Annotated in this window: 29 protein-coding genes; 7 read left to right on the top strand and 22 right to left on the bottom strand. The window is 42.1% G+C overall.

Features of this window, described 5'->3' with window-relative positions; all coding sequences use genetic code 11:
- Window positions 1-436: 436 nt before the first annotated feature.
- The 14 genes from ACFPTP_RS06080 to ACFPTP_RS06015 all read right to left on the bottom strand — a co-directional run bounded on the left by ACFPTP_RS06080 (window position 437) and on the right by ACFPTP_RS06015 (window position 8,646).
- A complete protein-coding gene (locus ACFPTP_RS06080) occupies window positions 437-634 on the bottom strand; it encodes a hypothetical protein (protein ID WP_381442984.1) in 198 nt (65 codons plus the stop codon).
- Window positions 635-795: 161 nt separating this feature from the next.
- Window positions 796-1,236 carry a hypothetical protein gene (locus ACFPTP_RS06075; RefSeq protein ID WP_381442983.1) on the bottom strand — a complete coding sequence of 147 codons (441 nt, stop codon included), beginning with the start codon at window positions 1,234-1,236 and terminating at the stop codon, window positions 796-798.
- A gap of 67 nt (window positions 1,237-1,303) precedes the next feature.
- The gene (locus tag ACFPTP_RS06070; protein WP_381442982.1) at window positions 1,304-1,762 is read right to left on the bottom strand and encodes a hypothetical protein; all 459 of its coding nucleotides are present in this window, start codon (window positions 1,760-1,762) and stop codon (window positions 1,304-1,306) included.
- Window positions 1,763-1,871: 109 nt separating this feature from the next.
- On the bottom strand, window positions 1,872-2,222 hold the full coding sequence (locus ACFPTP_RS06065) for a DUF1428 family protein (RefSeq protein ID WP_381442981.1): 351 nt from the start codon (window positions 2,220-2,222) through the stop codon (window positions 1,872-1,874).
- 150 nt (window positions 2,223-2,372) lie between these two features.
- Window positions 2,373-2,858: a hypothetical protein gene (locus tag ACFPTP_RS06060; RefSeq protein WP_381442979.1), complete on the bottom strand. Its 486-nt coding sequence runs from the start codon at window positions 2,856-2,858 to the stop codon at window positions 2,373-2,375.
- A 94-nt stretch (window positions 2,859-2,952) separates the two neighbouring features.
- Complete coding sequence (locus ACFPTP_RS06055; RefSeq protein ID WP_381442978.1) at window positions 2,953-3,243, bottom strand: DUF5316 domain-containing protein; 291 nt, start codon at window positions 3,241-3,243, stop codon at window positions 2,953-2,955.
- A 152-nt stretch (window positions 3,244-3,395) separates the two neighbouring features.
- Window positions 3,396-3,797 carry a hypothetical protein gene (locus tag ACFPTP_RS06050; protein WP_381442976.1) on the bottom strand — a complete coding sequence of 134 codons (402 nt, stop codon included), beginning with the start codon at window positions 3,795-3,797 and terminating at the stop codon, window positions 3,396-3,398.
- 406 nt (window positions 3,798-4,203) lie between these two features.
- Complete coding sequence (locus ACFPTP_RS06045; RefSeq protein ID WP_381442975.1) at window positions 4,204-4,614, bottom strand: DUF6843 domain-containing protein; 411 nt, start codon at window positions 4,612-4,614, stop codon at window positions 4,204-4,206.
- Between the two features lie 72 nt (window positions 4,615-4,686).
- Window positions 4,687-5,226: a hypothetical protein gene (locus tag ACFPTP_RS06040; protein ID WP_381442973.1), complete on the bottom strand. Its 540-nt coding sequence runs from the start codon at window positions 5,224-5,226 to the stop codon at window positions 4,687-4,689.
- Between the two features lie 120 nt (window positions 5,227-5,346).
- Window positions 5,347-5,505, bottom strand: coding sequence for a hypothetical protein (locus tag ACFPTP_RS06035; RefSeq protein WP_381442971.1), 159 nt, complete (start codon window positions 5,503-5,505; stop codon window positions 5,347-5,349).
- Window positions 5,506-5,600: 95 nt separating this feature from the next.
- Window positions 5,601-6,200: a hypothetical protein gene (locus ACFPTP_RS06030; RefSeq protein ID WP_381442970.1), complete on the bottom strand. Its 600-nt coding sequence runs from the start codon at window positions 6,198-6,200 to the stop codon at window positions 5,601-5,603.
- A 169-nt stretch (window positions 6,201-6,369) separates the two neighbouring features.
- Window positions 6,370-6,966 (bottom strand): hypothetical protein, encoded by a 597-nt coding sequence (locus ACFPTP_RS06025; protein WP_381442969.1) that lies wholly within the window; start codon window positions 6,964-6,966, stop codon window positions 6,370-6,372.
- A 30-nt stretch (window positions 6,967-6,996) separates the two neighbouring features.
- Window positions 6,997-7,953: a threonine ammonia-lyase gene (locus ACFPTP_RS06020; protein ID WP_381442968.1), complete on the bottom strand. Its 957-nt coding sequence runs from the start codon at window positions 7,951-7,953 to the stop codon at window positions 6,997-6,999.
- A gap of 312 nt (window positions 7,954-8,265) precedes the next feature.
- A complete protein-coding gene (locus ACFPTP_RS06015) occupies window positions 8,266-8,646 on the bottom strand; it encodes an SET domain-containing protein (RefSeq protein ID WP_381442966.1) in 381 nt (126 codons plus the stop codon).
- Between the two features lie 155 nt (window positions 8,647-8,801).
- Between ACFPTP_RS06015 and ACFPTP_RS06010 the strand changes: the two genes are divergently transcribed.
- Complete coding sequence (locus ACFPTP_RS06010) at window positions 8,802-9,251, top strand: hypothetical protein (protein ID WP_381442965.1); 450 nt, start codon at window positions 8,802-8,804, stop codon at window positions 9,249-9,251.
- 52 nt (window positions 9,252-9,303) lie between these two features.
- Here ACFPTP_RS06010 and ACFPTP_RS06005 read toward each other — a convergent pair whose 3' ends face one another.
- Complete coding sequence (locus ACFPTP_RS06005) at window positions 9,304-10,077, bottom strand: DUF2935 domain-containing protein (protein WP_381442963.1); 774 nt, start codon at window positions 10,075-10,077, stop codon at window positions 9,304-9,306.
- Between the two features lie 251 nt (window positions 10,078-10,328).
- On the opposite strand from ACFPTP_RS06005, the gene ACFPTP_RS06000 reads away from it, so the two are divergent.
- Window positions 10,329-11,075 (top strand): class I SAM-dependent methyltransferase, encoded by a 747-nt coding sequence (locus tag ACFPTP_RS06000; RefSeq protein ID WP_381442962.1) that lies wholly within the window; start codon window positions 10,329-10,331, stop codon window positions 11,073-11,075.
- 214 nt (window positions 11,076-11,289) lie between these two features.
- On the opposite strand, the gene uvsE is transcribed toward ACFPTP_RS06000, so the two are convergent.
- Entirely contained in the window at window positions 11,290-12,255 is a 966-nt protein-coding gene (gene uvsE / locus ACFPTP_RS05995) for a UV DNA damage repair endonuclease UvsE (RefSeq protein ID WP_381442960.1), read from the bottom strand.
- 126 nt (window positions 12,256-12,381) lie between these two features.
- On the bottom strand, window positions 12,382-13,155 hold the full coding sequence (locus ACFPTP_RS05990) for an APH(3') family aminoglycoside O-phosphotransferase (RefSeq protein WP_381442959.1): 774 nt from the start codon (window positions 13,153-13,155) through the stop codon (window positions 12,382-12,384).
- Between the two features lie 152 nt (window positions 13,156-13,307).
- Here ACFPTP_RS05990 and ACFPTP_RS05985 point away from each other — a divergent pair, with 152 nt between their 5' ends.
- Window positions 13,308-14,075: a YheC/YheD family protein gene (locus ACFPTP_RS05985; protein WP_381442957.1), complete on the top strand. Its 768-nt coding sequence runs from the start codon at window positions 13,308-13,310 to the stop codon at window positions 14,073-14,075.
- Window positions 14,076-14,157: 82 nt separating this feature from the next.
- Here ACFPTP_RS05985 and ACFPTP_RS05980 read toward each other — a convergent pair whose 3' ends face one another.
- Entirely contained in the window at window positions 14,158-14,814 is a 657-nt protein-coding gene (locus tag ACFPTP_RS05980; protein ID WP_381442956.1) for a hypothetical protein, read from the bottom strand.
- Between the two features lie 53 nt (window positions 14,815-14,867).
- Entirely contained in the window at window positions 14,868-16,343 is a 1,476-nt protein-coding gene (locus ACFPTP_RS05975) for a BCCT family transporter (protein ID WP_381443120.1), read from the bottom strand.
- Between the two features lie 420 nt (window positions 16,344-16,763).
- On the opposite strand from ACFPTP_RS05975, the gene ACFPTP_RS05970 reads away from it, so the two are divergent.
- Entirely contained in the window at window positions 16,764-17,315 is a 552-nt protein-coding gene (locus ACFPTP_RS05970; RefSeq protein ID WP_381442954.1) for a hypothetical protein, read from the top strand.
- Window positions 17,316-17,381: 66 nt separating this feature from the next.
- Here the strand turns inward: ACFPTP_RS05970 and ACFPTP_RS05965 are convergent, their stop codons facing one another.
- The 3 genes from ACFPTP_RS05965 to ACFPTP_RS05955 form a co-directional block, all read right to left on the bottom strand.
- On the bottom strand, window positions 17,382-19,235 hold the full coding sequence (locus ACFPTP_RS05965) for a bifunctional metallophosphatase/5'-nucleotidase (protein WP_381442952.1): 1,854 nt from the start codon (window positions 19,233-19,235) through the stop codon (window positions 17,382-17,384).
- A 148-nt stretch (window positions 19,236-19,383) separates the two neighbouring features.
- A complete protein-coding gene (locus ACFPTP_RS05960; RefSeq protein ID WP_381442951.1) occupies window positions 19,384-20,097 on the bottom strand; it encodes a GntR family transcriptional regulator in 714 nt (237 codons plus the stop codon).
- 43 nt (window positions 20,098-20,140) lie between these two features.
- Entirely contained in the window at window positions 20,141-20,758 is a 618-nt protein-coding gene (locus tag ACFPTP_RS05955; RefSeq protein ID WP_381442949.1) for a sterol desaturase family protein, read from the bottom strand.
- 303 nt (window positions 20,759-21,061) lie between these two features.
- On the opposite strand from ACFPTP_RS05955, the gene ACFPTP_RS05950 reads away from it, so the two are divergent.
- Genes ACFPTP_RS05950 through ACFPTP_RS05940 form a run of 3 tightly spaced genes read left to right on the top strand, consistent with a single transcriptional unit; the run spans window position 21,062 to window position 25,419 of the window.
- The gene (locus ACFPTP_RS05950; RefSeq protein WP_381442948.1) at window positions 21,062-22,387 is read left to right on the top strand and encodes a hypothetical protein; all 1,326 of its coding nucleotides are present in this window, start codon (window positions 21,062-21,064) and stop codon (window positions 22,385-22,387) included.
- A 59-nt stretch (window positions 22,388-22,446) separates the two neighbouring features.
- Window positions 22,447-23,892 carry a M20 family metallopeptidase gene (locus tag ACFPTP_RS05945; protein WP_381442947.1) on the top strand — a complete coding sequence of 482 codons (1,446 nt, stop codon included), beginning with the start codon at window positions 22,447-22,449 and terminating at the stop codon, window positions 23,890-23,892.
- 9 nt (window positions 23,893-23,901) lie between these two features.
- Window positions 23,902-25,419, top strand: coding sequence for an AbgT family transporter (locus ACFPTP_RS05940; protein ID WP_381442945.1), 1,518 nt, complete (start codon window positions 23,902-23,904; stop codon window positions 25,417-25,419).
- Window positions 25,420-25,429 lie beyond the last annotated feature (10 nt).

Raw genomic sequence — 25,429 nt, 5'->3', positions numbered from 1 at the left:
AAACAAAATATAATGCACCAGATAGGCATGAAAAGCCATCCCATGTAGAAAAAGATAAATTGCAAGATCGCCATATCTTCACTCCTTTGTGGTTGTTTATCATTGTTCAACTAACCTTTAGTTAAAGATGAAAAAGGCTTTACTCCTTTTTTAAGTAAAGCACCTGTTAGCTTCTGTACATTTCTTCACAATATTATCGAACTGTGTATTCAATCTAGTGTCCGTATTAGACACTCCTTTTTCCCTCTCTCAAACGTCTACCTCTCCTCTTTCTCTTCGATTCGTAAATACCTGCGATTACTTCAACTACCGTAGTTATTAGCTCTGCAACCCACATACCACGACACCTCCAAACTGCCTCGTTAGTTCAATAAGAATTGAGCCCCCAGCAACTCAACGATCTTCAAGTAAAGCACCCGTTAGTTGATTAATAAAATTACTCAATTTTCTTAAAACAAATAACTAATAATATGATTTCTATAACAAAAACGAACCATAAAGTTGGTTGGATTTGTGTTCCTACAATAGCAAATCCCATCTTAATATTACTTAACCGAACATATTCACCCCACATAATCATTGCCAGTAATTGAGTGAATAACACCACAATAACCAACGGTATAAATCTTTTCAAACTCATCCCCCCCTAGTAAATTCTACATATAAAAAAACTCTGCATTTGATTCCCTTATTAGAAATCATTATTCAACTAACCTGCTGCGTTAGTTGAATAAAAAGAAAGAGCTGTCTAAGCAGCTGAACGGTTTCAAGTAAAGCATCTATTAGTAAAAAAAATTACTTAACTTCAATTACAAAGGCATAACCCGAACTTCCCTTTTCCCAACGTGCAGAAACACTATAAATATAAACACCTTTTTCTTGTGGTACTACTAATACATTGTCATTTAATGGGGCATCTTCTACTTCATCGTTACTAAACCATATAGATGCGACCAACGTATTTTCTAGTGGTTTACGATTAAATTCTATTTTTAATTCAGCTCCAGGTGATACAGCAACTGGTTTAAGTTCGTGATGTTTAATAAGTTCCGGTGGAGAAATCATATCAACACATTGACCGCTAATAAGCCCACCCCAACAATAAGATCCTTGTGCCACTTCTACTGTATTATCTTCAATAGTTATATTTGGTTTAGGTGGTTTAAGGTTAGAAACAATATAAACCCCAGCTATTAACACAACTACTGCTAATAAAGAAATTAAAACCTTTTTCATATACTCCCCCCTTCTTGTTTCTAAAGACAACCTATTCCACTAAACTGCCACGTTCGTTGAAAATTAATTAATGACTTAATCCATTAACAACATTTTGTATTTTACTGTCTATTTCACTATTTAGATCATCAACATACACATAAAAAAGTAACACATTATTAACTTCATATACTTTATATGAGACCGTATCCATGCTTGCTGTTTTTTCACGCCAATCTTCCAATCCCTTTTCACGTTCGTCACTTGAATCATAGATATACACTAATAACTTTCTTCCGTCTAATTCATAAGCAGAAGGTCTACTCCCATTAAGTTTCATTCCAAAAATATGGTCGTTCTTAACTTTGCTTTTTGTTAGTGATAATTGCTGTTCTTCAAATGAAGATAGCACTTCTTCCAGTGTAATTGCTTTGGGTTCATTTGCTTGGCAAGCAGTTAATAAGAAGACCAGCAAAATAAAAGTGAAAGCTGCTTTTTTCAATATACCTCCTCCTTGAATTGGTTGTCGTGAAAATAATTTATTCATTGCTTAACCCCTTTAGATCAATATGAAAAAAGAGCTGCCTACTAAGCAACCCATGTTCTTCAACTAATCACCCAATTGTTGAATAAGAAGTTTTATAACGATTAACTAATTATACTTTTTCAAATTCGCCTCTAACAACGCGATTAATATCAATTATGTTAATCATTTTATTGTATAGTTCAAGAATTTCCTTATCCCTATCAACTTTTCCCATAACCATATCATGATGATTTCTACTATTAAATGTAGAGATCGACAACATCATAGTCTCGTTTTCATGCAAGACAACGGAAGCTTTCATCCCTTCACAACCATACATAGGTGCTATATTAGTACTCTGAAAAGTATCATCTTCAATAGCACCAAATTCCTTATAAATTAGGGAGGCTCTTTTGTTTATTTCAATGAACTCCTCCTTACTCTGTTTTGGAACTGGGTACAAATAGATTACGCTGTACATAAAAGCCACCTTTCTATCCTAATCTCCAAATCGTCTTAATAAATTTCGATATTCTTCTTCAACTTTCCTGCTGCGTTAAGAGAATGACCTCTAGGGCGGCCCGATGATCTTCAAGTAAAGCATCCGTTAGTTCAACAATATTTATAATCCCTAATTAAAAGTTAACTCTTTGGAGACCGGGAACCCTAAATACTTGTATTTTATGGTTATGGATTCAATTGGTTTTTCATAGTCCTTAATTCGAATGCCATAATGAATAGGAGTCATTTCTTTTTTGTTGATAATACTTAGTATTTCTTCACTCGGTATCCTGGAATTTACGTATTCTTTATCTAATTCACCAAACATTATTAGTTTATTATCCGTCCCACTTTGAACAAGTTGGGAAGTGTCATAACTTATTCCTAATTCGACCTTTGTATTGTCAACTTGGTTATTTATTAATACTTCTTTTAGAAGCACCCTACCAATTCCTTCGTTGTAAAAATGAATGATAATATCTTTTTCTCCGTTGATATCTTCATAAGTTGAACTACTTCCGTTTAAGACAATAGGATTACTAAGGTAAATGAAACCAAGAAATATAACGAATGTACCTAATAAAATAATTGATGTTATTGAAATGCGCTTTTTCAATTAATTCCCCCCATATTTATTCAACTGAACTACCCTTTAGTTGAATAAGAAAAAAGAGCAGTCAAAGCAGCTTAGCTCTTGAATTAAGCACCTGTTAGTTCAATAAAAAGTAAAACAAAATTGCTGCCGCAATACTCGGAACTGCAATTAGAACTGAACTAAAACTAACATTATTTCTTTGCTTATTATCTTTGGCTGATTCAGTTGCTAAATTAGCCCTCATTCTATCTCCACTTACTAATACACCTGAGGAAATGAGTGATATCACAATAAAAAACAATCCGATTCCACCTGTAATAGTAGTAACCATTTCAATATCCCATATCACAATAGACGCTAAGACACCCACCACAGCTAGAAGAATTCCAAATAATAAATATTTCATTTAATTCCTCCTGGGTTTCAAGATGACTGCGTAAGAAAATAATTACCTTTATTGAACTGAACTACACCTTTAGTTGAATAAGAAAATTGAGCCGTCTATACAGCTTAACGATCTTCAAGTAATGCGACCGTTAATTCAACAAGACAGTTTGTTTATCCTTCAACGATTGCAAGATATTTTTTGATTTCTCCTTCAGATTCCACAATTAAAATATCTCCTCTTTCTTTAGTGGAAAAAATCTTTGCACCAACAGGAAGTTTATTCGACATCTCGTCTTCGAAATCCGTATTTGCATCATTTCTTGTTATTATTTCCCCTACCTGCTTGACTTTTGTTAGAGTCAGTTCTTCAACCCAATCAATTCCAGTCTTATAAATCACACCTTCAAACTGAAATATGTCGGCTTCTGGGTCTAATGTTAAAATCTCTTTTGCATCAGGATTTCCAGTGCTATGAACTTCTTCTAATTCACCTGTACCTGATGAATTAGAACATCCATAAGCAGTTAATATTACGAAAAAAACCAAACTAAAAAATAATCTTGGTACTTTCACGTTATCCCTCCTCGTATCATTAGACTGACTAAGGTAAAATAAGTTACTTATTTGTTCTATACACTTTTCAAATAATCTGCCACGTTATAAGAATTGAGCCCCCAAGCAACTCAACTTCTTCAAGTAAAGCACCCGTTCAATAAGCTATTTCTCTTGTTTATCTTCATTCTTTTTTATAGTTATCAGTTTAGACATAACAAAGTGAACGACAGCAATAGTTATTAGTAAATCTCTATACGGTTCATTTGTTCCTCCTGTCAACACCGATGTAATAATATAAAAAAATCCAAATGAAATTAAGAGTAAGAATGTAACATAATGTTCAATGTATAAATTCATTTCAATTCTCCCCATTTCAGCATTCTTATTGAACTAAATGCTCCATTAGTTGAATAAGAATACTACGTCAATAACATTGTTCTTGATTCGGATCAAACGTTCTAGTCATCCTTTCGGATAACGGATTACCGTTCGAAATGTATCCGCCGATTGGAAATTCTGCAGTATTAATTTCATTTACCGGCTTTCCATCTTCGTCTACATAAAAAGCTTTTTCTCTGTGCCACCCTAAATCTGTAATAAACTTATAAGGTGATGAAGTTAGAATATCTCCTTGTTTAGGCACTACAAATAGCAAGGTATCATCTACAATCTCCAGTTCTTTCTCTTTAGGCTGATTGAAATATATGTTCACACACCCTTTTAAACCTTCAGGTAAATGATAAACAATAGTAGTGTCATTTGTTGGCTTGCATATCCACCATACGAGGGCTGCGGTCAAAACTACACTACACAATATCCATATTTTCTTACCCATATCATTACTCCATTCACTGATTCACAACCCATTCGTGTAAAGAAGATCCATTCTACAATCGCTTCCGTTAATTCATTCCCAACCTGTCTTTACAGTTCCGTTCCTATAATGGACTTTTACGTCGGGATCATAATTAACAGGGGTCTCTGAAAAGCAATACCATATTCGTCCCTTACCTGTTTCGATGATTGTTGCTTTGGCGAAATCTTGATCTTTATACTTTATCTCAAGCGTCTCAATCAAAGGGTCGTTAATGACCCCGAATGTCAGGGATATGAGTTCATGATCATCCGACTTTTTCCTTGTTGGCTCTAAGTTACTAAACGTGCGGGTCAGCTTTCTATCCTCTTCGTTGAATTGCTTACTTCCTGTTCCAAACACCCACCGAAAACCAAGAAGGTTCTTTTCAATTGTCGCTACTGATAAAATATCACCATAACTGCCATAAAACATAATTAGGTGATCATTAAAGTCAATCGTGTGGAAAACTTCATCAACCGGGACATTCGATTCTCGTATAGCTTCATCTAAATCCCGATAATTCAACTTGTAGTAAGTGAAAACAATGATGATCATTAATGACAAAAATAATACCACCGCTTTCCCTTTCATATACCGTCCCCCTAATACTCTTTCTTTACAATTCACTTCGCAACATGGCCTGATTGTAGAACGGGAGCAAGACCTTGTTTCAGAATTGCGCTTGATTGCTTACTGATTCCGGTCGTGTAATCAACCCTTTTTGGCTATGAGCTTTTCTATTTCTTCCAACTTCTTATCCATTTCATTTAATTTATTTTTTGTATGGTTGATAAATTCAGCGACTCTTGATAGTAAATAAATGGCTAAGACGAATAGTATTATGTTTAAAACAATTCCAATAGCTTCCATACCTCCCCCCCCTTTTTCTTTACGAAATCTCACAAATACCATTTAAGCCATAGGGAATCCATTCCCTTGCTCATATGTCATGCCTTTCGACTTTCTTATTCGTCCATCAGCTTTTCGATTCGTTCTTGGTCAAGTGAAAAAGGAGTCGCGCAAAAGCCCATGAAACCCCCTATCATATATATGAAAATACTATGCCCCAAGTTAGGATGGGCCGGTGTGAAGCGCAGCACCGTCATGATGACCAGTCCTATGATAACAATGATGGCGAGCGCTTTCGGCCACTTGATGAGGTGCTTCGTTTTGCGGGGATTCACAAATACTGAAGCAATCTTCTCTTTCCATAAATGGCTCAATAGGAATAAAAATACTGTACCAAACAGGAAAGGCCAAAAAGCTACCGAACCATATGTCGCCCTAACAAAAGGCATCATTGCAAAAATGGAAAGTCCGGTAAGGATCCAATACAACTGGAGAGAATTGTACCGCCTCGGTTCGTGCTTACTATAACGCCTCCACAATAAGAGGAGGCGGAACATGATGAAAGCCTCCACTGTCAGATTGATGGTCATCCAAAAGAAGAAACTTCCTTCCGGTACAGAGCTGGCAACTAACAGTAACAAAAGGTGCAGAAAAAATGTAAAAACAATAAGATTATCCGCTTTCACTGGCTTGTTGATGTCTTGTTTTGAAATCATAAGATCCCCTCCTCATACATAACCACAGTAACCATACTATTCTTAAATACTTGTACGATTTCACTCATAAAAAGTTTCGATAATTCTCAAAACAACATGAGGATCAAAAATAAAAAGACTGCCACGCACGAGCATGGGACAGCCTTTGAGCTTCATTTTCACTTCAATATCAGTATGCAGGCATAAGTCCGAGGGCGACCAATAGCATGGGGATTGCTATCAGAATCAAACCAAGCAACACGGGCGCGCCGACTACTCCGAGGATGGCGTAGCCTTTTCGCGTGCCGTAACGCCGCGAGTACGAGACAGCCAGGAAACCAAAGCCAGCCGCGGCAAACAGGAACATAACTACGTAACCTACCCCCATTAGGTCGATTTGGTCGGCAGTTCCCGAAATTCCGGTGAGCATACCCACCGCTTGCGCCACGCTGCCAAGGGCATATAAGCCGAGCGTGGCGAAAGCTCCCCACAACAACACGGTCATAAGGGCAGGTAGTTGAAGCTTCGGGAATCTCACAATCGACAGCAACGCTACAGCCGCGCCAAGTGCCTTTAAGCCGACGACAAGCCAGTTCATCACCGTGATGCCAGCCGCGTACTCGGCAAATGCACCTTCGGCGAAATGGTTTGTACGCTCGAAAATGATATTGACCACCGCAAACGCGATGCACCACAGTGTCATCAGGATCCCAATCAAAGTGATACCTGGCCTCGGGGAGCGACCGGACTTCGGATGATCAGTTGATGAAGAAGGAGAAGTGGCCAAGGACGCTAACTCCTTTCTTTTTGGTATTGGTCAGTGTGCAGCATGTTCAATAAATTGATGAACCTTGTCCACGTCTACGTTTCCACCGGAGATGACGGTTACAATGTTTTTACCTTGGATGTCCAATTTATTAAACATCGCAGCGGCTATCGTTGTAGCACTTGATGGTTCGATCAGTTGTTTCGTACGTTCCAAAACGAAACTGAAGGCCTGGCGGATTTCATCTTCGCTGACAAGGACCAAATCGTCGAGGTATTTCATCAGTACCGGGAAAGTTAATTCCCCCGGCTGGCTTGTTCGTAATCCATCCGCAATGGTATGCGCGGCAACTGCGGTTATTTTCTTGTTCTGCAAGGACAAGTACGTATCGTTGGCCGACTCAGGCTCAACACCGATCACTTTTATTCTCGGATTCGTTTCTTTGATTGCCGTCAGGATTCCAGCCAGAAGTCCTCCCCCGCCAACAGGGACAATGATGGCATCCACATTTTCCACCTGGTCCAAGATTTCCAACCCGACTGTTCCTTGACCGGCCATGATGAACGGATCGTCATAAGGGGGAATGTATACGCCATTTTCATTAGCAGCAATCGCCTGTGCCCTCGGCAATCGCTCTTCAGATGTAGTCCCGCACATTTCCACATTGCCGTTGTAAGCCCGGATTGCATTCATCTTACAATTGCTGATCGTTTCAGGAACAACAATCGTTGCTGGAACCTCATATTTATTGGCAACATAGGCAACCGCTTGGCCGTGATTCCCCGATGAAGCTGCCGTCACAGACTTCGCGCCGTTTTCAACAGCATGGATGACTTTATTACTTGCCCCTCGTAATTTGAATGACCCTGTCTTTTGCAAGTGCTCTGATTTTAAGAATATCTGATTCCCACATAGTTTAGAGAGTTGTTCTGACTGTAAAATCGGCGTCACATAGGCGATATCACTGATTCGCTCTTTGGCATCTTTTATGTCTTTGAAAGAAATCATATTCCCTATCCTCCATTTGTTTGAACTTTCCAATGAGTATAACATATTCAATTCCCAAGTTTGAAATACTAGTAAGGAGTCTGTCAGAATTAAAGCCCGCAACCAAATAGGAGGGCATAACCAAGTGGATCAAAAGTCACAAAATGACGATATAATTGTGAAAGTGATCGATAACTCTCTCGAAATGACCGATAACTTCCCTGAAATGACCGATAAACCGCAGAAAATGATCGAAATAAATTCTCTCCGCAATTTTCGGCATCAAAAAAACGCAAGAATCATTTCGATTCCTGCGTTTCCTCAATTAATTCTTTATGACTTCTGGTCAAACCATAGCAGCTCTTTGTCATCCACGTCGCCATTATAGTTGATCAAAATCTCTTCGCCCGCTTTTATATCTGTAAACGCATAGAAGTCAAACGTATGCTTTTCAAAACTGATTTCATACGTTGCATTCGGCTCATACGAATGGTTGAATAACATTCCATACCCGAGAAGGATTGCGGAATGATTAATGCCATACTCAAAAGCATAATCCGCGATGATCGTCTTCTCGATATGCGGGTGCTGGTCGTTCGGATAGGCAATGACTGGCGCTTCGTGCACCATCGTCCCTTTGCGAATATCACATGTCGCAAATACGCCTCTATTGAATTCACCATCACTAATCAAAGATGTTTTGACTTCTATCATGCTGTTCACCAACTCACTTGTAAATTTTACTTTCTAACTATAACATGTATCGGCTCAGCGAGTACTTTATTTGCCCACAACCTAAATGATTTCTAGAACCGATACCCAAATATACACTAGGTGAATACTATGGGTAGTATGAAAGGAGAATTAAGATGACTACTCAATATGGTTCGTTCTATGATGTAAACAGTGTGGGGCCAGACCTTAACATCCCTATTCCATCCATGGCAGGGCAATATAGAGGAGTTGAACAGCTAGAAAGCTCCGAACACCCAGCGTTGTTCGGTCAAAATCAAATACAACACGGCTTTGGTCCAATCTATGCCATTCCGGCTTTTCCTTGGCAACCTGGAGCTGTCCAAGGAAGTGGCCAGATGCAAGAAAGCAGCCCATGGCAGTATGGACAAATTCAAAATCAACAACATAACGACTTTGGGCCGGTCTATGCCATTCCGTCTTTTCCATGGCAACCTGCCGGCACCCAATGGCAATATGGACACGATCAGTATATGGAAAGCGGCCAATGGTACCCGTGGGGTATTCACCACCAACCAATGATGCCTTATTATCCATGTCCTTCGGGTGGATATTACGGATACTAATTTTTAACAAATAGGAAGACCCCATTTATGCGAAATGGGGTCTTGTTTACTGTTATGTGATTCTCTCTTCCTCCAAGTTCCTCCAAAGATGATGGGCCTCTCTAGCGATATGTTCCAATAAATCCGGTGGTGACGTTGTAACTGCAGCGCATTTCTTAACTAAATCATCCAGTTCCAATTTGAATGCCTCTAAACTCTTAGCTTCTTTAATAATCATATTTTTGAATTGTGTGAGGACTGGCAGCGTTTCATTCCTCGGGGTACGGATCATCGTTTGCAGCGCGGTTGCTTGCATCAACAGCCGCTCGAATTTTTGCATCATCATGGTCACCTGGAAATTCAAATCGTAATTTGATATATCCAAATAATGTCGGATATAGCCTAAATGATCCGCCATTTGCCGCAACCAAAAGACGGATTCGTGGATGATTGCATCTGAGGGGGAGATTGTAGCGCCGCTTTCAATCAACTTAAAAACTCTCTGTGACTCTTCAGATTCCCGCACCATATGATCCAAAAGCGACACCGGCGTGGAAATGATCACTTCACAGTGCAGGGACTTATCCATTGTATAGGCGAGAAGACTGTGGAATTCACGTGTCGCATGCTGCGCCTCGTTAAGGAGCGTACCAATATCACCTTGCTTCTTCGCCGCCTTTTCCCAAACCTTTCCCAGACGTTGAATATTGTTCAGGTTCGCCCGGGCCAATTCCGTTTCATAATGGCTTATTTCCCTGTCGAAAAACCGGCCATGGTCATAATCATTCCGTAACCAAAAAGCGATAATCCCATAGGCATCCCTTTCATAGTTATCCGTATACGCCATCAACCCAACCCCTTCCGTTCATTCATCAGGCATAATCGCCCAATAGGATTGTATTCATACGCCTGTTTGTCCTATGCACTATGAACTTATCGAGGACCCAGCCCTTGGTTGATAATCAAAAACATTCTAAAAAGTCAGTTGAAACTCTTATCCTCTCTCTGTACAATGTAGTCGAGAGGAGCGATTGTACATGGGCATCCGGAACTTAAAGCGCCGCCTGTAATGAAAATAAAATTACAGGAGGAATTAACATGACAACAAACCAATGGGTTATCCCCTTTTATAAAAAGCAATTTGAATGGTTACGCGACGCGGAAGCGGGAATGGCAAGCTACTTGCAGTCAGATGCCGATAAAATCGAAGAGCAAATCGGCGGCAAATTCGAAACGATGCTCGATATCGGAGCAGGCGTCGGCAGCATCGCCCGGACGTTGGACGCCCGCGGCATTTCGATGACGACGCTGGAACTTGTACCAGAATTGGTCGAAGCGGCAAGACGCCGTTCACCGAAATCGATCGACATTCATGAAGGTGACTTCTACACATACGAGTTTTCCAAGCCATTCGACGTCGTGAGCTATTTCGATGGCTTCGGCATTGGATCAGACGACGACCAGCTCAAGCTGCTCGAGCGAATGAAAAGCTGGGTGACAGATGAAGGTTCACTGCTCATCGACATTTACCATCCGCACTATTGGCGCACGATTGCGGCTGGCCAAAAAATGAAAATCGATGATGCAGAAAGGATTTATTCATTCGACGAAACAGAAAGCCGAATGGTCGATAGCTGGTGGCACAAAGAGAATCCCGATGAAATTGTCACGCAATCGCTGCGTTGCTACACAGTCGATGAAATCAGCTCGCTTTGCGAAAAGGCAGGATTGACGATCACCGCCATCTTCCCCGGCGGCGCCATGGATTTCGACAACTGGACATACGTGGAGACGGCACCGTTATCCGCTTGCCTTTCGTATCGGATTAAATTGAAGAAGAAATAAGAAAAAACAGCAGTGCTGGCCAATATTGACGGCTGGCATTGCTGTTTTATTGTTCACGCCGAGATAGGTCAAAGGTCACGAAATGACGATAAAATTGTGAAAGTGACCGATAACTATCGTGAAATGACCGATAACTGTCCGCAGATGATCGATAAGTGTGGGGAAATGATCGATAAAACTCGGGAAATGACCGATAACTCACTTAAACTCCACGTTAATGCAAATAAAATGACGAGCCGTCTATCATTTCGATGCCTTCCCTTCCTTTGATCTTTTCAACTAAGGAAAACAGAGCATCGTCCTTCCGTTTCGCCTCAATCATGCAATCTATATGCGGTACGGACCCTTTGATTTCATTGAGAAACCTGAAAAACATATCCACATCAACATAATCCGCATGGTGGCGGAATTTCTCCTCGCTTTTCGGACTGGAAATATGCATTTTAATCGGAAGCGGAGAGGTCTTCCATGTCCCCACCACACGGTCCCAATCATCTTCCCAATTTTCATTTCGGTGGAACGCCAGATGGTGATGGTAATCGAACACGAGCGGAATGCCCAACTTCTCGCACAGATAGAGCGTATCCTCAAGTGTGAACGATGTATCATCGTTTTCCAGCATGATCATCTGTTGAATGGGCAGCGGAACATCACTCCAATTCGTGACAAAACGCTCCAATGATTGCTCTGTATCTTTGTAGTTTCCGCCGACATGGAGAACACAGCGATGAATTGGATCTATTTTCATTCCTCTTAAAAACAAATAGTGCATCTTCAAGTTTTTCACTGAATTAATAAGAACGTCCCTTTTCAGGGAATTCAAAACGACAAAATGGTCCGGATGAAAATCAACCCTCATCGTATGCTCCCTTACAAAGTTTCCGATCTCACGGAACTTCTTTTTCAATGGCTGCATATAATCCCAACCGGAAAGTTCGTCATGGGTAGCTAAAGGAACAAGCCGCGAGCTGAAGCGATAAAAATGGATTTCATTAAAAAGATTATGTTTTAGTAAGCGATGTGTGTGTTCCAAATTCTCCATTGCAATCCGTTCCAATTTGCGGATTGCGGCTTCACGGTCCTCTTGTTTTTGAAATTGCGCATACGTCATCGTTTTTGAAGGGGATGCATTTTTCAGCTCCATGCTCATCGCCACGTATCCGAGTCTTACAATTGTCATGTTCCACCTCTTCTCTCCAGTGTTTTTAGTCTCTTCCTTAACTGGACAAATATACAGCGCCATTCGTTATCGGATTCCACAAAAAAACACCAACCTGTACCGACATTCCGCCGATAAAGGTTGATGTTAAAAAAACTCATCCATTAGTTGATAGTAATCTACTTTAGATTCATCTACGTCTTTTATTTCATAGCCTGCGAGAAAGAAAGGGACGAATTCCTTGCCGAAATTACTGGAAATACTCCGTATCGCCAAAGCAATATCTTGATATTTATCTGCAACCCCAGCCCTGCCCCAGTCAATAAAGCCGCTCACTCTTTGATTTTCCACAATAATATTTGGCATACAATAGTCGCCGTGCGTAAAAACGAGCTCTTCGCGCAACGGCCTTTTGGAGACGAGCTCTTCAAAGAGTTCACTAGCTTTCCGACCGATTCGCACCTCATCAAAATCCTCTTCATCGACCAAATCTTGCTCTACCCTATTTTTCGCCTCTTTCATTTTCACATCCAGGCTTTGAATAAAAGGACAGTTGTCGATGCGCACACGATGAATCGTCTTAAGGCCGGCTCCTATCGACTTCAACATGGCTGGCAAACTATCTCGATGTGATGGATCCGCTGCATTCACGCCTTTTATTTCAGACATCAACAAGTATTCATTTATCTCGTCCGTCCCGTAGAAAAGCACTCGCGGCACAGGCAGCTTTCCTTCCAACCACTCCAATTTTTCCTTTTCGACATAGAGACGTTCAACAGCATGCACCGACTGCACTTTTAAGTATTGATTCCCATGCTGGCCTTTTAACAAGAAGGTCATCGCCTCCGAATGGCCAATTGTAATCGGCTCCCACGAAAATCCGTCTGTCAATTCCGCTAAACTTGAAGGAATTTCTATCAAATGAATCACCGCCCTTATAATTTCCACATTACACTACAGTCACCTTTACTAACAACTATGACTTTTCACATTCCTTCCTAAAAATCCAGAAACAGTGATTTCAGTTGCATAGAATAAATACAACGACGTCACAAAAGGAGGAAGCAGATCAGATGAAGAAATCATTAGGGAAATGGGAGCAACATGTATTGTTACAGCAAGATCCATTCGTCGCAAAGCATATTCCGGAAACGGTCGTATATAGTGAGGAGAATCTGGATGATTTATTGAACCGCCACCCATCTGTCTTCGTGAAACATGAAACAACAGGACAGGGCAGAGCGATTTTCAAGATTCGTAAAAGCAACAGCGCGGGTTACTACATAAATGGATTTACCCTTCAAGGGACACCGATTCAAAAATTCATAACGAAAGTAAATGAACTTCGGCAGCTCCTTCATCCATTTATCGCATTTGGCAGAGAAAGCGGTCGCTATATTATTCAGGAAGATATCCAAAGCTGCACCCAAAATGGACAGCCTATCGCGATTCGGGTCCATATTCAAAAACTGAACAACATCTGGGTGATCGGCGGGATGTACGGGACGACCGCAATAGGTCCCGTGTCAGAAAGCGGGATTGTGAATCTCCACAGAGGCGCTGTTGTCATGACGGTTCCCGAGGTTTTATCACAGACGAAAGTCAGGAATCAAAAGAAAATAGTTAACAAAATAGAAGACATTGCATTGGCGGCTGCACAAACCATCTATTCCGTATTGCCGAACAGAGAATATGGGATGGACGTCGGGATCAATCGGGAAGGGATACCTATTTTATTTGAAGTGAACACAACACCAGGCATCGGCGGGTTTGCGCAAATGGAGGATAAAGCAATTTGGCGACGGATTGTTGCGATACGGAAAATGCAAAGGGAGCCCTGAGCACATGCTTGACGAAAAGAGGAATGCACATCACTCATACGTGCATTCCTCTTTTTAATCAACCCCATACCTCCTAAACACCTTACAAATGCACCTGTGTATGTAAGCTCCACACACCACTCTTCGTCAATTTATCCATATGAACTTCAATATCCCCACCTAAATAGACAGTCTCCCCTTTAATTGCAACGACCATCGCCTGAACGACGGGATCACTATTATTTTTTTGATAAACATCGCCGATTTTAGGGATATGAACTGGAGGTTGGGGTTCCTGCCCCTTCGCTTGCTCGTTTGGTTCATCCCCGTCAGGCAATGCACGGTCAATGATGGTCGCACCCTCTTCCAGCCCCGGCACCATTACCCAATACTCGCTATGTCTGATTCCATTCGATTTATTGCTAATGACACCGTTCGCTTCTATTGAAGAGACAGTTTCAATCGCGTGAAGATGGTGATGGTCAATGGAATCAGGTTTAGGATTAATAATTAAAATATAATCACCGACTTTTGCTTTCACTTCTTTATGAAGCGTGTATCGCTGATAATTGAACGTGAAACTATCCAAATGCTTCGGTCTGTACAATGTAATTTCTTTCGCAGTTACGAGCCGCTGCTCCAAATCCTCAAGCCGAATAAGATGCACAGACTTCCTGAAAAATGGATTTACAGAGTATACTTTATGCAGTTTATTATGGTAATAAACAAATTGTCCTCTTCTAACGTTTAATAGGTTCACTACGACCCCACCTTATGATTTTTTCTAATTTGCTGTCACCTTGCAGTAGCGCATCACTCTTTTTGCTGAATGATTTTATAAAACGATGCGACCATTAAAATGATAATAAGGGAGAGAGGCAACGCCGATATGATAAGCATATTTTGAAAGCCTTTTATGCCACCGGAGTACATGACAATGGCGGCCATGGCAGCTAATGCAAGCCCCCAAACGATTTTGACAACATTTGAAGGATTCAATTGTCCCCCCGTACTGAACATGCCAAGTACAAATGTTGCCGAATCCGCGGATGTTACGAAAAATATGGCAATGACAAACACGGTAATGAAGGATAGGGCTGTTCCAAGCGGATAATGTTCAAACATGCCGAATGTCACCGTTTCTGTCACTAATGCGGACAGCTTGGCAATCCCGTTTTGCTCCAGATACAATGCCGAGCCGCCAAAAACGGCAAAGAAGATAAATGTCACAAGTGTAGGAGCCAGTAATACGCCTGCGACAAATTCCCTTATTGTTCGGCCTTTTGAAACACGTGCAATGAACATGCCTACAAATGGCGCCCATGAAATCCACCATGCCCAATAAAATATCGTCCAATCATTAATCCACTGGCGCTCCTCCCCATTCAGCGGTTTCAGTTCAAAACTCATTTCAATGAAGTTCCCTGCATATTTACCGATTGAAGTTGTAAACAGATTTAAAATGTACATGGACGGGCCGACAATAAACAAAAGAAGTAAAAGGATAAATCCAACGACAATATTAATGGTACTTAAGTATTTGATGCCCCGTCCAATACCCGACCATGCGGATACAATAAATAAGACAGTAGAGATGAGTAAAATAATCAATTGAAACCAAAACGTTTTAGGGGCATTAAACAGATACGTCAACCCACTATTAATTTGCGCTGACCCGAAACCAAGCGTGGATGCGACACCGACAACCGTCGCAAAAACTGCAAGCGTATCTACAATATGTCCAACTGTGCCACGCATGATTTTCTTACCAAACAATGGCTCTAGCGTTGCGCTAATCAACCCTGGTGCGCCAACGCGGAATTTAAAGTAAGCGAGTACGAGTGCAACAATGCTGTACAGCCCCCAGCCATGAAGGCCCCAGTGAAACATCGCGTATTGGAGCGACTCAATTATCGCCTGATCAGACCCTGGCGCCCCGTTCGGCGAACTGATGAAAGCGTGCGAAATGGTTTCCGCTGTTGTAAAGAACACCAATCCAATGCCCATCCCAGCGCTGAACAGCATCGCAAACCATGCAAGCAAACTAAATTCCGGCCTCTCATTCTGTTTTCCTAACTTCACCTTGCCAAAACGCGAAAACATGATATAAATGCAAAAACTAATCATCGCAACGATGACAAATATGTAAAACCATGCAAAGTGATCATAAATAAATTCGGTCGCAGATACTGTCAACTCGTTCAAACTATCTGGGGCAAATGAACCCCATAGCACAATCGCTATACAAATAACGACTGCATACCAAAACACCCTTGTAATATGCAACAGTAATTCCCCTTTCTCATTAGCAGAAGCACTTTTCAGCTATATGTAACGCACTATAAAATGAGCCGCCTATTCGATTTAAAAAATCGTCATAGACGGCAATTTGCCATGCATTGTTAAAGATATAGCAATCAATTATACCCGTTATAAAAAACTATAAACTTTTATACAGCACTGTTTAATCCGCCTTTCATGTAACGTTGTGCCTTATGATGCGTTTTATCATAGGTCCAAAGTCACGAAATGACGATAAAATTGTGAAAGTGACCGATAACTATCGTGAATTGACCGATAACTCTTCCAAAATGATCGATAACTTCCCGGAATTGACCGATATATTTCCAGCGCGAAATAAGTGAATCGTTTTTCGTCCGTATTCCGTATATATAGCAGATAAAAAATGTGAATGTTTGAGGTGAGAGGATGAAAAAGAGGAATTCCCGCTGGAAAACTGGCGCAGCTATATTACTTAGTGTAATCTGTCTTATTTTTGCAGGTTGTTCCAAGCCTGATGAGCAAGAACAAATCAAGGAATCCATCAAAACTGTTGTCGAACTGCAAATGAATGCACCCGATGAAAAAGCAATTTTCCAGAACTACATGTCGGATCGTATAGAGGACAGTGGGACTGGATTCGATCAATACCATGCGTATTTAGAGGAAACATACGCCCCTTATTTTACGGAAAGCACGTTCGAGCAATACATTCTAACGAATGAGTTCGTCATTTTCCATTGGGCAGCCGACAGAAATGGTTATCAATTGAAGGTGAACGAAGTCGATGTGGAGCAAAACGAAGTGACGCCAACAAACTATAACTTTACAGTCGATCTTGATTACGTCAATAAAGACGGGGAGAAAACGCCTATTGAAGTAACAGGTGTTGCCATTATGCGCGACGACAAAATCGCAAAAATGTCATACCTTGGCGACAAGCAATTGTTAAGAAAATTGTTTGATAAAGGGCTGGATTAATTTCACCATTAATAGCCAAAAAGAAAAAGCTGATCAATCCAGCTTTTTCTTTTTTATTTTATCCAATTAGAGTGGCACAGTCGCCTTCCCTGCATTACGCTTCCTCTTTTTCAGCATAATAGCAATCACTAGAGCAAACATGCCGATAAAAGTGAGCATAATGGCGTACACGGTCAAGATAATGCCATTCGGTTTTTTAAGGACCGCCAAAATATTCGCATCGTGCACTACGATTTTCCTGTCTTTTGCATGTTCATAATAGGCAGGAACTTGTGCAACGCCGTCCATTTTCTCGAAGGATTTGAAGTAATTCGCTATCGCATACCATTCTTTCACTTCCTGTTGATCCTTCATATAAATGATTCGGTCTTCAAAATTGGTGACAGGGCTGCCGTATTCATCCTTCGGCACAACCGACAGGATGCCAAAGGATTTTTCATTTACATAGGGCAGCATTTGAACGGAATATAAGCCGCCCACGACACGGTAAAGCTTCTCATCATCGATTTCTTCCTTTGTGCCATCAAAAGACTGGAAATGGATGTCTGTCACTTTGTTGAAGATGAAACGGTTTGTATTGAACGTATAACTTAAACCGGCAATATACAATTGGACTTCATTCATAATCGGCGTGATCGAGGCATCGACTTCCGCTACGGTTTTCAATTCCTTCCCCGTTAAATAAATATCAAGCAACGGATAGCCGGAAACTCCGTCCGGCCCGACGCCTAATGAATTCACCTTAAAAACTTGTGAAACCGTAATAGCCCCTTTGCTGAATGAATCCCTGATATTCCCGTAAGGTACAACAGCTGCAGCGATCGGCTTATACGCGCTTCCTTCCAATTCCCGTATCGTGTGAATAAATGCGTCACCGATCAAATTGCCGATCGGTTCTTCCCTTTGTTCAACTCCGAGCTCTATGAACGGGGTGAAATCGAAAGGTGAAGTGGCAAGCACTTCATCAAATTCCATCCCGAAGCGGTGGAAATAGTCTTCCTGGATCGCCTGTTTATATGCATCAATTTTATTGGAGATCATCGGGTCAGCTGGGAGTGAGTCGTCTATCTTCCGCAATTCATAATGAATGACTGCCCACTTGCCCTCTCTATCCCGCGAGATGCTGAGGATGCCCAAATGCTCTCCATATTCCCCCGCCGATCCAATAACAGTGTCCCCTACAATAATCGGTTCCGTGAGCGTCGTATGGCTATGGCCACTAATAATGACGTCAATTCCAGATACTTTCTTTGCAATTCGCTCATCTTCCGATTTGGCCGGGTCCGTCGCTGTACCTGAATGGGAAAGAGCAATCACAAGGTCGACACCCTCTTTATCCCTCAACAGATCGACCGTTGACTTGGCGCTTTCTATCGCATCATGAAAAGTTACACCGGACATAGGGGCATTGCCGGCGGCCTCTTCTCCCATAAGTCCGAAGACGCCGATTTTGATGCCCTTACGTTCGAGGACGACATATTCCTTTACGCCGTACCCATCCATCGCTTCTTTTAAAGCTTGTACACCGGCGTCTATATTTCCATCTTCATCCCTTGGGTATTCGATATTGGAAGCAACAATGCTAGGAAGTCGCACACCGCTGTCTTTTGCAGCGAATAAGCTTTTCGCCAGCCCGTCTGCCCGAAAGTCAAATTCATGATTCCCTAAAGTGGTCACGTCATATCCCATCTGGCCAAGCATTGTGAGGCCCGGGCCGTGTGATGTAAAGATGGTTTGAAACAATGTCCCCATCGCAAAATCACCGGCATCCACTACAATTGCATCCGGATCTTTTTCCCTCTGTTCCTGAATGGCGCTTGATAATCTGGCATATCCGCCGACGGTCATTTTCCGTTGCTCTCTTTCAACTTCAAACGGCAAGAAATTGTCGTGCAGGTCATGTGTAAATAAAATCGTCACGGAATCTCCCACTGACGCTGCCCTGCCTTCCGGAATATGCATCAAGAAGATTGTTGATGTCATAAGGATGATTGAAACTACACTGAGCAATCGTTTACGAATCGGAATTCCCCTCCCCCAACTGTCTCTCTAGCCTATAGCCTGCTTATTAACTATCTTCAAACCTGAACTTCACACCGACTTTTTCGTAGGGCGATAGTTGTTCTTTCCACAACGCATAACTTTTTACCATCATTTCGCGCGCGATCTCTTCCGCAAGGCGAGCATCCCCTTTCAATGCAGCGTCCATCAATTTCTTGTAATAGCTAGCCGATGCCTGGCGCCGAAAAGCGCTATTGAAATATTTGACCGCAATTTTCTCATAGGCCGGTTCAAAACTATTGAGCACGAGCGAGAAAAGGGGATTCCCCGATAATCTTGCCAGCTCCTTTTGGACCTCCCAATCAAAAGAGGCGAAAACTTCCGGCGTATCGGGCAAGTCATCGCTTTCCGCTAGCAATCCGACGACTTTAGGATGATTGAGCGTCAACGCGTTTTTTACATAGTGGGGTGTCAGTGCAATACGCATCTCCAAAAAGTAGAGGACAAAAGCATCCGGCACCTGATCGAAGTACTCGATAATATCGACGATTGTCGTACTGTTACCTTCATGCCAATAATCATTCACTACGGCACGCTGACCTTTTCTAAGCGTCAGCCATCCGCCGTGGCTCAAGCGCTGCAAGACTTCCCGGATCGCAGGACGCCCCATTTGATACATCACGGCCAATTCCCTTTCCGTCTCCAACTGACTTCTAGCGGGATAGTCCCCTTGAAGGATTGCTTTAATCAATTCTTTTTCAACCATTGCTGTTCGACTCATCGCTAAATCTCCTTTAAACTGCGCAACCCGTAGCGTGATTGATTCACTTCACACGCTTCTCTAAATTCTTGGCCGTCTCGCTTTTCTCAACGAGCTTCTGGTCTTTATACGTTCCGAATGTTTTATCTACAGAGGTATGCGTGACACCAAACCAGTAGTTTTCATTTTTAAAATGATGCCAGAGGTGCGCCTTCTTGATCTTTTTCCCGAGTGCCGTGCGCGGCTGGATCGGCCGATGCGCAATGTAATGCTTCCATTCATAATACATAAAATAGACGACAATTCCTGCAAGAAAAGCAATCGTTAACGTGAGATTATTTGTGATTACGTAGAAAATGACGCCAAAGATGGAGAAGCCCGGCAAGCTGAACCAAATCGGCAGGAAAAGCAATTTCAAATCATCCGGATCGGCGTGATGATCAAAATGTAAACGCTTAATCACTTTTAGTAAAAATGGGTTTTCCGGCGTTTTCATATGAAAAATAAATCGATGGATGACATACTCACTCATTCCATAAATAGCCATCCCGATCAAAAACGCAAACCATGTACTAAAAGAGAGTGCATGGAAAAACGTATAGCCCATGAGCGAAACTAACAGAACCAACATAATCATGATGTCCGGAAACGTAAGAAACTCTTTAAAGTATTTTGTATTCATTGACATCCCCCCGTCCGTCAGTTGAACTGCCCTACTGTTTAAGTAAGCAGCCCAATTGGTAAGACCATTATATTATTTGGTATTACCAACTATACAACATTCAGAAAAGATTTTCAATTAACTATTTTCAATACACTGATTGTTTACCTCCTAATAAATCGCAATGCAATAGGTCTTTTGAGAACTATCTAATATTTCCAAAGAAAAAAATATAGACAGTGTAAGCGCTTTATAGTAATGTATAAGGAAACTTTAAGGAATTTTGCCTTAAATAGATTCGTTGCATACATTGGAGGTGGAAAATTGCTAGTGACAATCGGCGTTGTAGGGCCGGCGGAATCAGTTGGCAAGATTTTGTCAGTTGCAGAGGAGTTCCCAAATACAAAATGCATCCCTTTTATCTATGAAACCGTGACCGAATTGCCTGCACTGATTGATCAAGGACGTCCCATCGTGGACCAATGGTTGTTTTCCGGATTAATGAATCATATGTACGCCATACAACATGACCTAGTGAAGGAAGAGCAAGCGAGTTTTCCTTATTTGCACGGTTCAAGCTTTTTTGGAAAGCTATTAGAAATACAAGCAAATGAAGGTAGAATCATTCAATCTGTGAGCATTGATTATATTACGGCTGAAGAAGTGCAAAAAGTACTTTCATTCTACGACTTGAACTACCTTAATCTTCAGGCCATTCCTTTTTCCTCCTACGGGAATGGTATACAGATCGCTCGTCTTCACGAAAAGCTGTATAAAGATCAAAAGACCGAAGTTGCGATTACAGCGATGAAGGAAGTATATGATCGTTTAATAGAAGCCAAGATTCCAGTCTATCGGCTGACTCCTTCTTACATTGCCATTAAGTTGTCGATTGAACTGCTCATTAAAAAAGCGCAGTCCAAACGCTTTGAGAACTTACAGATGGCTGTGATTGGCTGCCAAGTGTTGAATGCCAATGAAACTATCGTAAATTCGATCTTTGAGTGGAAGCACCAAGACTTACTCGTAAAGAAACATCTTCTGACGCTAACGCAAAAATTGAACGGCTCCTTCGTGGAAATCGCGGACGGACTTTACTCGATCTATACGACGAAGGGCGAAATCGATGAAGACACTGAATCATCTTTGCTGAGTACGATCGAAACGTTCAAATTGAATGATCAGTTGGATATCGGTTTTACAATCGGTTACGGACAAACCGTTTTAGAAGCCGAACAACATGTACGACATGGGCTCAATCAATTAAAAGCGGATGAAAAGCCTTACCTGCTCATTGTGAAAACCAAAAAAGATATTACGCAAAAAACGCAAAGCGATTATTCGAATATATTGAACACTACAGAGTTGCGGACATTCTTGCAGGAACGGTTCCAATTGACGGACAGCAACACACGCGATGTGTTGCGGTTGGCCTTTAATTGTCAGCGATATAACAAACAGGAATTTACAGCTGACGATGTGGCGCAATGGTTCACGAATACAAAGCGAAACGCACGCCGGATCTTATTGGAATTGCATCAAGCCGGCATCATTGAGATCTACGATAAAACGCAAACGACACCGAGAGGACGTCCTAGCAATGTGTACCGATTTTCGGACAAAGAACACCTCTTTGGAAAGGAGGAATAAACGGCGCTGCATCAGTTTAAAGAAAGCGTTTACAAATGTACTAACTAGGAGGACATCAAATGTATACATTCATCAAAGAGTATATGGAAAAAAAAGCAGATTACTTCAATAAGGTATCCGCCTATATTTTCCGCCATCCAGAAACACGTTTTGAAGAATACAAATCCGCTGCATTTTTAGCTGCAGAATGCGAAAAGCAAGGATTTAAAGTGGAGCGCAATGTCGCAAATATCTCAACCGCCTTCAAAGCAACGTTTGGCTCCGGTAAACCTGTCATTGCGTTTCTAGGTGAATATGACGCATTGCCCGGCTTAAGCCAAACACCTAACCTGTCAAAAAAGGAGCAAGTTGAAGAATCCCCTGACTTCGGACACGGATGCGGCCATAACTTGCTCGGTACAGGGGCATTTGCAGCAGCATGCGCCACGAAAGCTTATTTGGAAGAAAACAACTTGGAAGGAACCGTCGTTTTTTACGGATGTCCAGGTGAAGAAGGCGGATCCGGGAAAACGTTCATGGTGCGAGACGGTGCGTTTGAAGGCGTCGATGTAGCACTGACATGGCACCCGTCACCAGGAAACTCCATTATGAGCCGGCCAACATTGGCAAATTATCAAGTTTCCTTCCGCTTCAAAGGTGTTGCTGCCCACGCGGCAAACTCCCCGCATTTAGGCCGCAGTGCACTGGATGCCGTAGAGTTGATGAATGTCGGCGTCAATTATTTACGCGAGCATATCATCCAAGATGCCAGGGTTCACTACGCAGTCACAGATACAGGCGGCTTTTCACCTGCTGTCGTGCAACCTAAAGCAGAAGTTCTCTATTTGATCCGTGCACCGAAAAACAATCAGGTGGAAGGGATTTATAAGCGGATTTGCAAAATAGCAGAGGGCGCTGCCTTAATGACGGAAACCGAAGTGGAAATTGAATTCATCAAAGCCTGCTCCAACTATGTACCGAATCGAAGTCTGGAGAAGATTCTACACAAAAATCTGGTAGAAGTAGGCGCAGGCGTTCCTTCTGCCGAAGAAAATGCGTATGCAAAACAGATTTGGGATACGTTCTCATCGGATGAGCAGCAATTCTTCACAGACATCATGGATGGATTCGGCTATGTCGGTGACGGCAGCGAATTCGAAGGTAAATATTTGAATGACAGCATTTCGGATTATGTAGCGTCGGAGGAAATCTTCTACGGCTCGACAGATGTCGCCGATGTCAGCTGGGTGCTCCCGACTGCCCAACTAACTGCCGCCACGAGCACGCTTGGAACTCCTTTGCATACGTGGCAAATGACCGCACAAGGACTTTCGGATTTTGCACATCGCGGCATGAGGCGTGCAGCTTCAGCTATGGCACTGACGGGCATTGACCTTCTTACGTCACCCGAAAAACTTGCACGAGTAAAAGAAGAACATGCTCAGTTTGAAAAACAAAATCCTTACAACCCTCCGATCCCGAAAGATGTCAGTCCATCTACGCTGGGCGGAAAAAGAATCTACTAACGAGGTGAAATGATGAAAAAGAAAAAAGGCATCTTCCAGAGATTTCTAGACATTGTAGAAAGGGTTGGTAATAAACTTCCCGATCCTTTCGCACTGTTTGTCGGTTTAGCAGTGCTGATGATACTCACGTCATGGATTTTCAGCCTATTCAATGCTTCTGTTGTCCATCCAGGCAAAGGAGAAGTCCTGCCGATTAAGAGCTTGATCTCCGCTGAAGGTTTACAATTCATCTTATCGTCGATGCTCAGTAACTTCACCGGCTTTGCACCGCTTGGCCTTGTAGTCGTTATGATGCTCGGGATTGGTTTAGCAGAAAAAGTTGGTTTGTTTGACTATGCAGTACGGAAAACGATTTTGAAATCACCCCCTGTCTTACTGACATACACTGTCGTATTTGTAGGAATCATGGGGAACCTTGCTTCCGACGCTGCCGTTGTGCTCATTCCACCACTTGCAGCACTCGTCTTCTATAAAGTCGGACGCCATCCATTGGCCGGACTTGCCGCTGGATTCGCCGGCGCAGGTGCAGGGTTCACGGCAAACTTATTCATTGCTGGAACAGACGTATTACTTGCTGGTATCTCTACAGAAGCCGCGCGTATTATGGATGAAACATTCACAGTGTCACCTGTGGATAACTGGTTCTTCAATATCGCTTCTGTTATCGTCTTGACGATTGTCGGCGGTCTGTTAACGTCCAAATTTATCGAACCGCGCCTCGGTGTGTATAAAGGCGATGCATTGGAAGAAGAAGAAACCGAAGAACATCCGAATGCAAAGAAAGCATTCATAAACTCTGTCCTAGCAGGTCTTATCTATATCGCAATTATCGTCGTAGCCATTTTCATTCCGAACAGCCCATTAACGAATGAAGAGGGTGGCTTGATTCCGAGCTCTCCATTTTTGACTGGCATCGTTCCGATGATCTTGTTCTTCTTCATCATTATTGGGTTGACATTCGGAATTTCTGTCGGCAAAATCAAGTCAAGTAAAGATATTAGCCATTACATGTCCGAATCCGTCAAAGACTTGTCCAGCTACATCGTACTCGTTTTTGCGATCGCACAATTCACCGCCTATTTCAACTGGTCCAATTTAGGGACATGGGTAGCTGTCAACGGTGCAGAATTCCTGGAAAGCGTCAATTTTACAGGAATGCCGCTCATCATTGGGTATATCATTTTCACATCCTTGCTGAATTTCCTGATTACATCCGGTTCAGCGAAATGGGCCATTGAAGCACCGATATTTGTCCCAATGTTCATGGAACTCGGCTACCATCCGGCATTCACGCAAGTCGCATACCGGATTGCCGATTCATCAACAAATATTATTACGCCGCTCTTCCCTTATATGGTCATCATATTGGCATTCATGCAACGTTACGATAAGAAGGCAAGCATCGGGACGTATATGTCCTTAATGATTCCATACAGCCTTGTGTTCTTGGTAACTTGGATTATTTTGATCCTTGTATTCTTCTACTTAGGTATTCCGTTTGGACCTGGTATTCACGCACGTTTTTAATTGATAGAAC

This window comes from Sporosarcina koreensis (genome assembly GCF_042655825.1).
Taxonomy (GTDB): domain Bacteria; phylum Bacillota; class Bacilli; order Bacillales_A; family Planococcaceae; genus Sporosarcina; species Sporosarcina koreensis.
This window is presented reverse-complemented; position numbering and strand designations above follow the sequence as displayed.

Bases quoted from the DNA above. Each gene is read 5' to 3' on its own strand.
- ACFPTP_RS06075 (WP_381442983.1), bottom strand. From the start codon at position 1,236: ATGAAAAAGGTTTTAATTTCTTTATTAGCAGTAGTTGTGTTAATAGCT.
- ACFPTP_RS06070 (WP_381442982.1), bottom strand. From the start codon at position 1,762: ATGAATAAATTATTTTCACGACAACCAATTCAAGGAGGAGGTATATTG.
- ACFPTP_RS06065 (WP_381442981.1), bottom strand. From the start codon at position 2,222: ATGTACAGCGTAATCTATTTGTACCCAGTTCCAAAACAGAGTAAGGAG.
- ACFPTP_RS06055 (WP_381442978.1), bottom strand. From the start codon at position 3,243: ATGAAATATTTATTATTTGGAATTCTTCTAGCTGTGGTGGGTGTCTTA.
- ACFPTP_RS06045 (WP_381442975.1), bottom strand. From the start codon at position 4,614: ATGGGTAAGAAAATATGGATATTGTGTAGTGTAGTTTTGACCGCAGCC.
- ACFPTP_RS06040 (WP_381442973.1), bottom strand. From the start codon at position 5,226: ATGAAAGGGAAAGCGGTGGTATTATTTTTGTCATTAATGATCATCATT.
- ACFPTP_RS06035 (WP_381442971.1), bottom strand. From the start codon at position 5,505: ATGGAAGCTATTGGAATTGTTTTAAACATAATACTATTCGTCTTAGCC.
- ACFPTP_RS06030 (WP_381442970.1), bottom strand. From the start codon at position 6,200: ATGATTTCAAAACAAGACATCAACAAGCCAGTGAAAGCGGATAATCTT.
- ACFPTP_RS06020 (WP_381442968.1), bottom strand. From the start codon at position 7,953: ATGATTTCTTTCAAAGACATAAAAGATGCCAAAGAGCGAATCAGTGAT.
- ACFPTP_RS06015 (WP_381442966.1), bottom strand. From the start codon at position 8,646: ATGATAGAAGTCAAAACATCTTTGATTAGTGATGGTGAATTCAATAGA.
- ACFPTP_RS06010 (WP_381442965.1), top strand. From the start codon at position 8,802: ATGACTACTCAATATGGTTCGTTCTATGATGTAAACAGTGTGGGGCCA.
- ACFPTP_RS06005 (WP_381442963.1), bottom strand. From the start codon at position 10,077: ATGGCGTATACGGATAACTATGAAAGGGATGCCTATGGGATTATCGCT.
- ACFPTP_RS06000 (WP_381442962.1), top strand. From the start codon at position 10,329: ATGACAACAAACCAATGGGTTATCCCCTTTTATAAAAAGCAATTTGAA.
- uvsE (WP_381442960.1), bottom strand. From the start codon at position 12,255: ATGACAATTGTAAGACTCGGATACGTGGCGATGAGCATGGAGCTGAAA.
- ACFPTP_RS05985 (WP_381442957.1), top strand. From the start codon at position 13,308: ATGAAGAAATCATTAGGGAAATGGGAGCAACATGTATTGTTACAGCAA.
- ACFPTP_RS05970 (WP_381442954.1), top strand. From the start codon at position 16,764: ATGAAAAAGAGGAATTCCCGCTGGAAAACTGGCGCAGCTATATTACTT.
- ACFPTP_RS05960 (WP_381442951.1), bottom strand. From the start codon at position 20,097: ATGAGTCGAACAGCAATGGTTGAAAAAGAATTGATTAAAGCAATCCTT.
- ACFPTP_RS05955 (WP_381442949.1), bottom strand. From the start codon at position 20,758: ATGAATACAAAATACTTTAAAGAGTTTCTTACGTTTCCGGACATCATG.
- ACFPTP_RS05945 (WP_381442947.1), top strand. From the start codon at position 22,447: ATGTATACATTCATCAAAGAGTATATGGAAAAAAAAGCAGATTACTTC.
- ACFPTP_RS05940 (WP_381442945.1), top strand. From the start codon at position 23,902: ATGATGAAAAAGAAAAAAGGCATCTTCCAGAGATTTCTAGACATTGTA.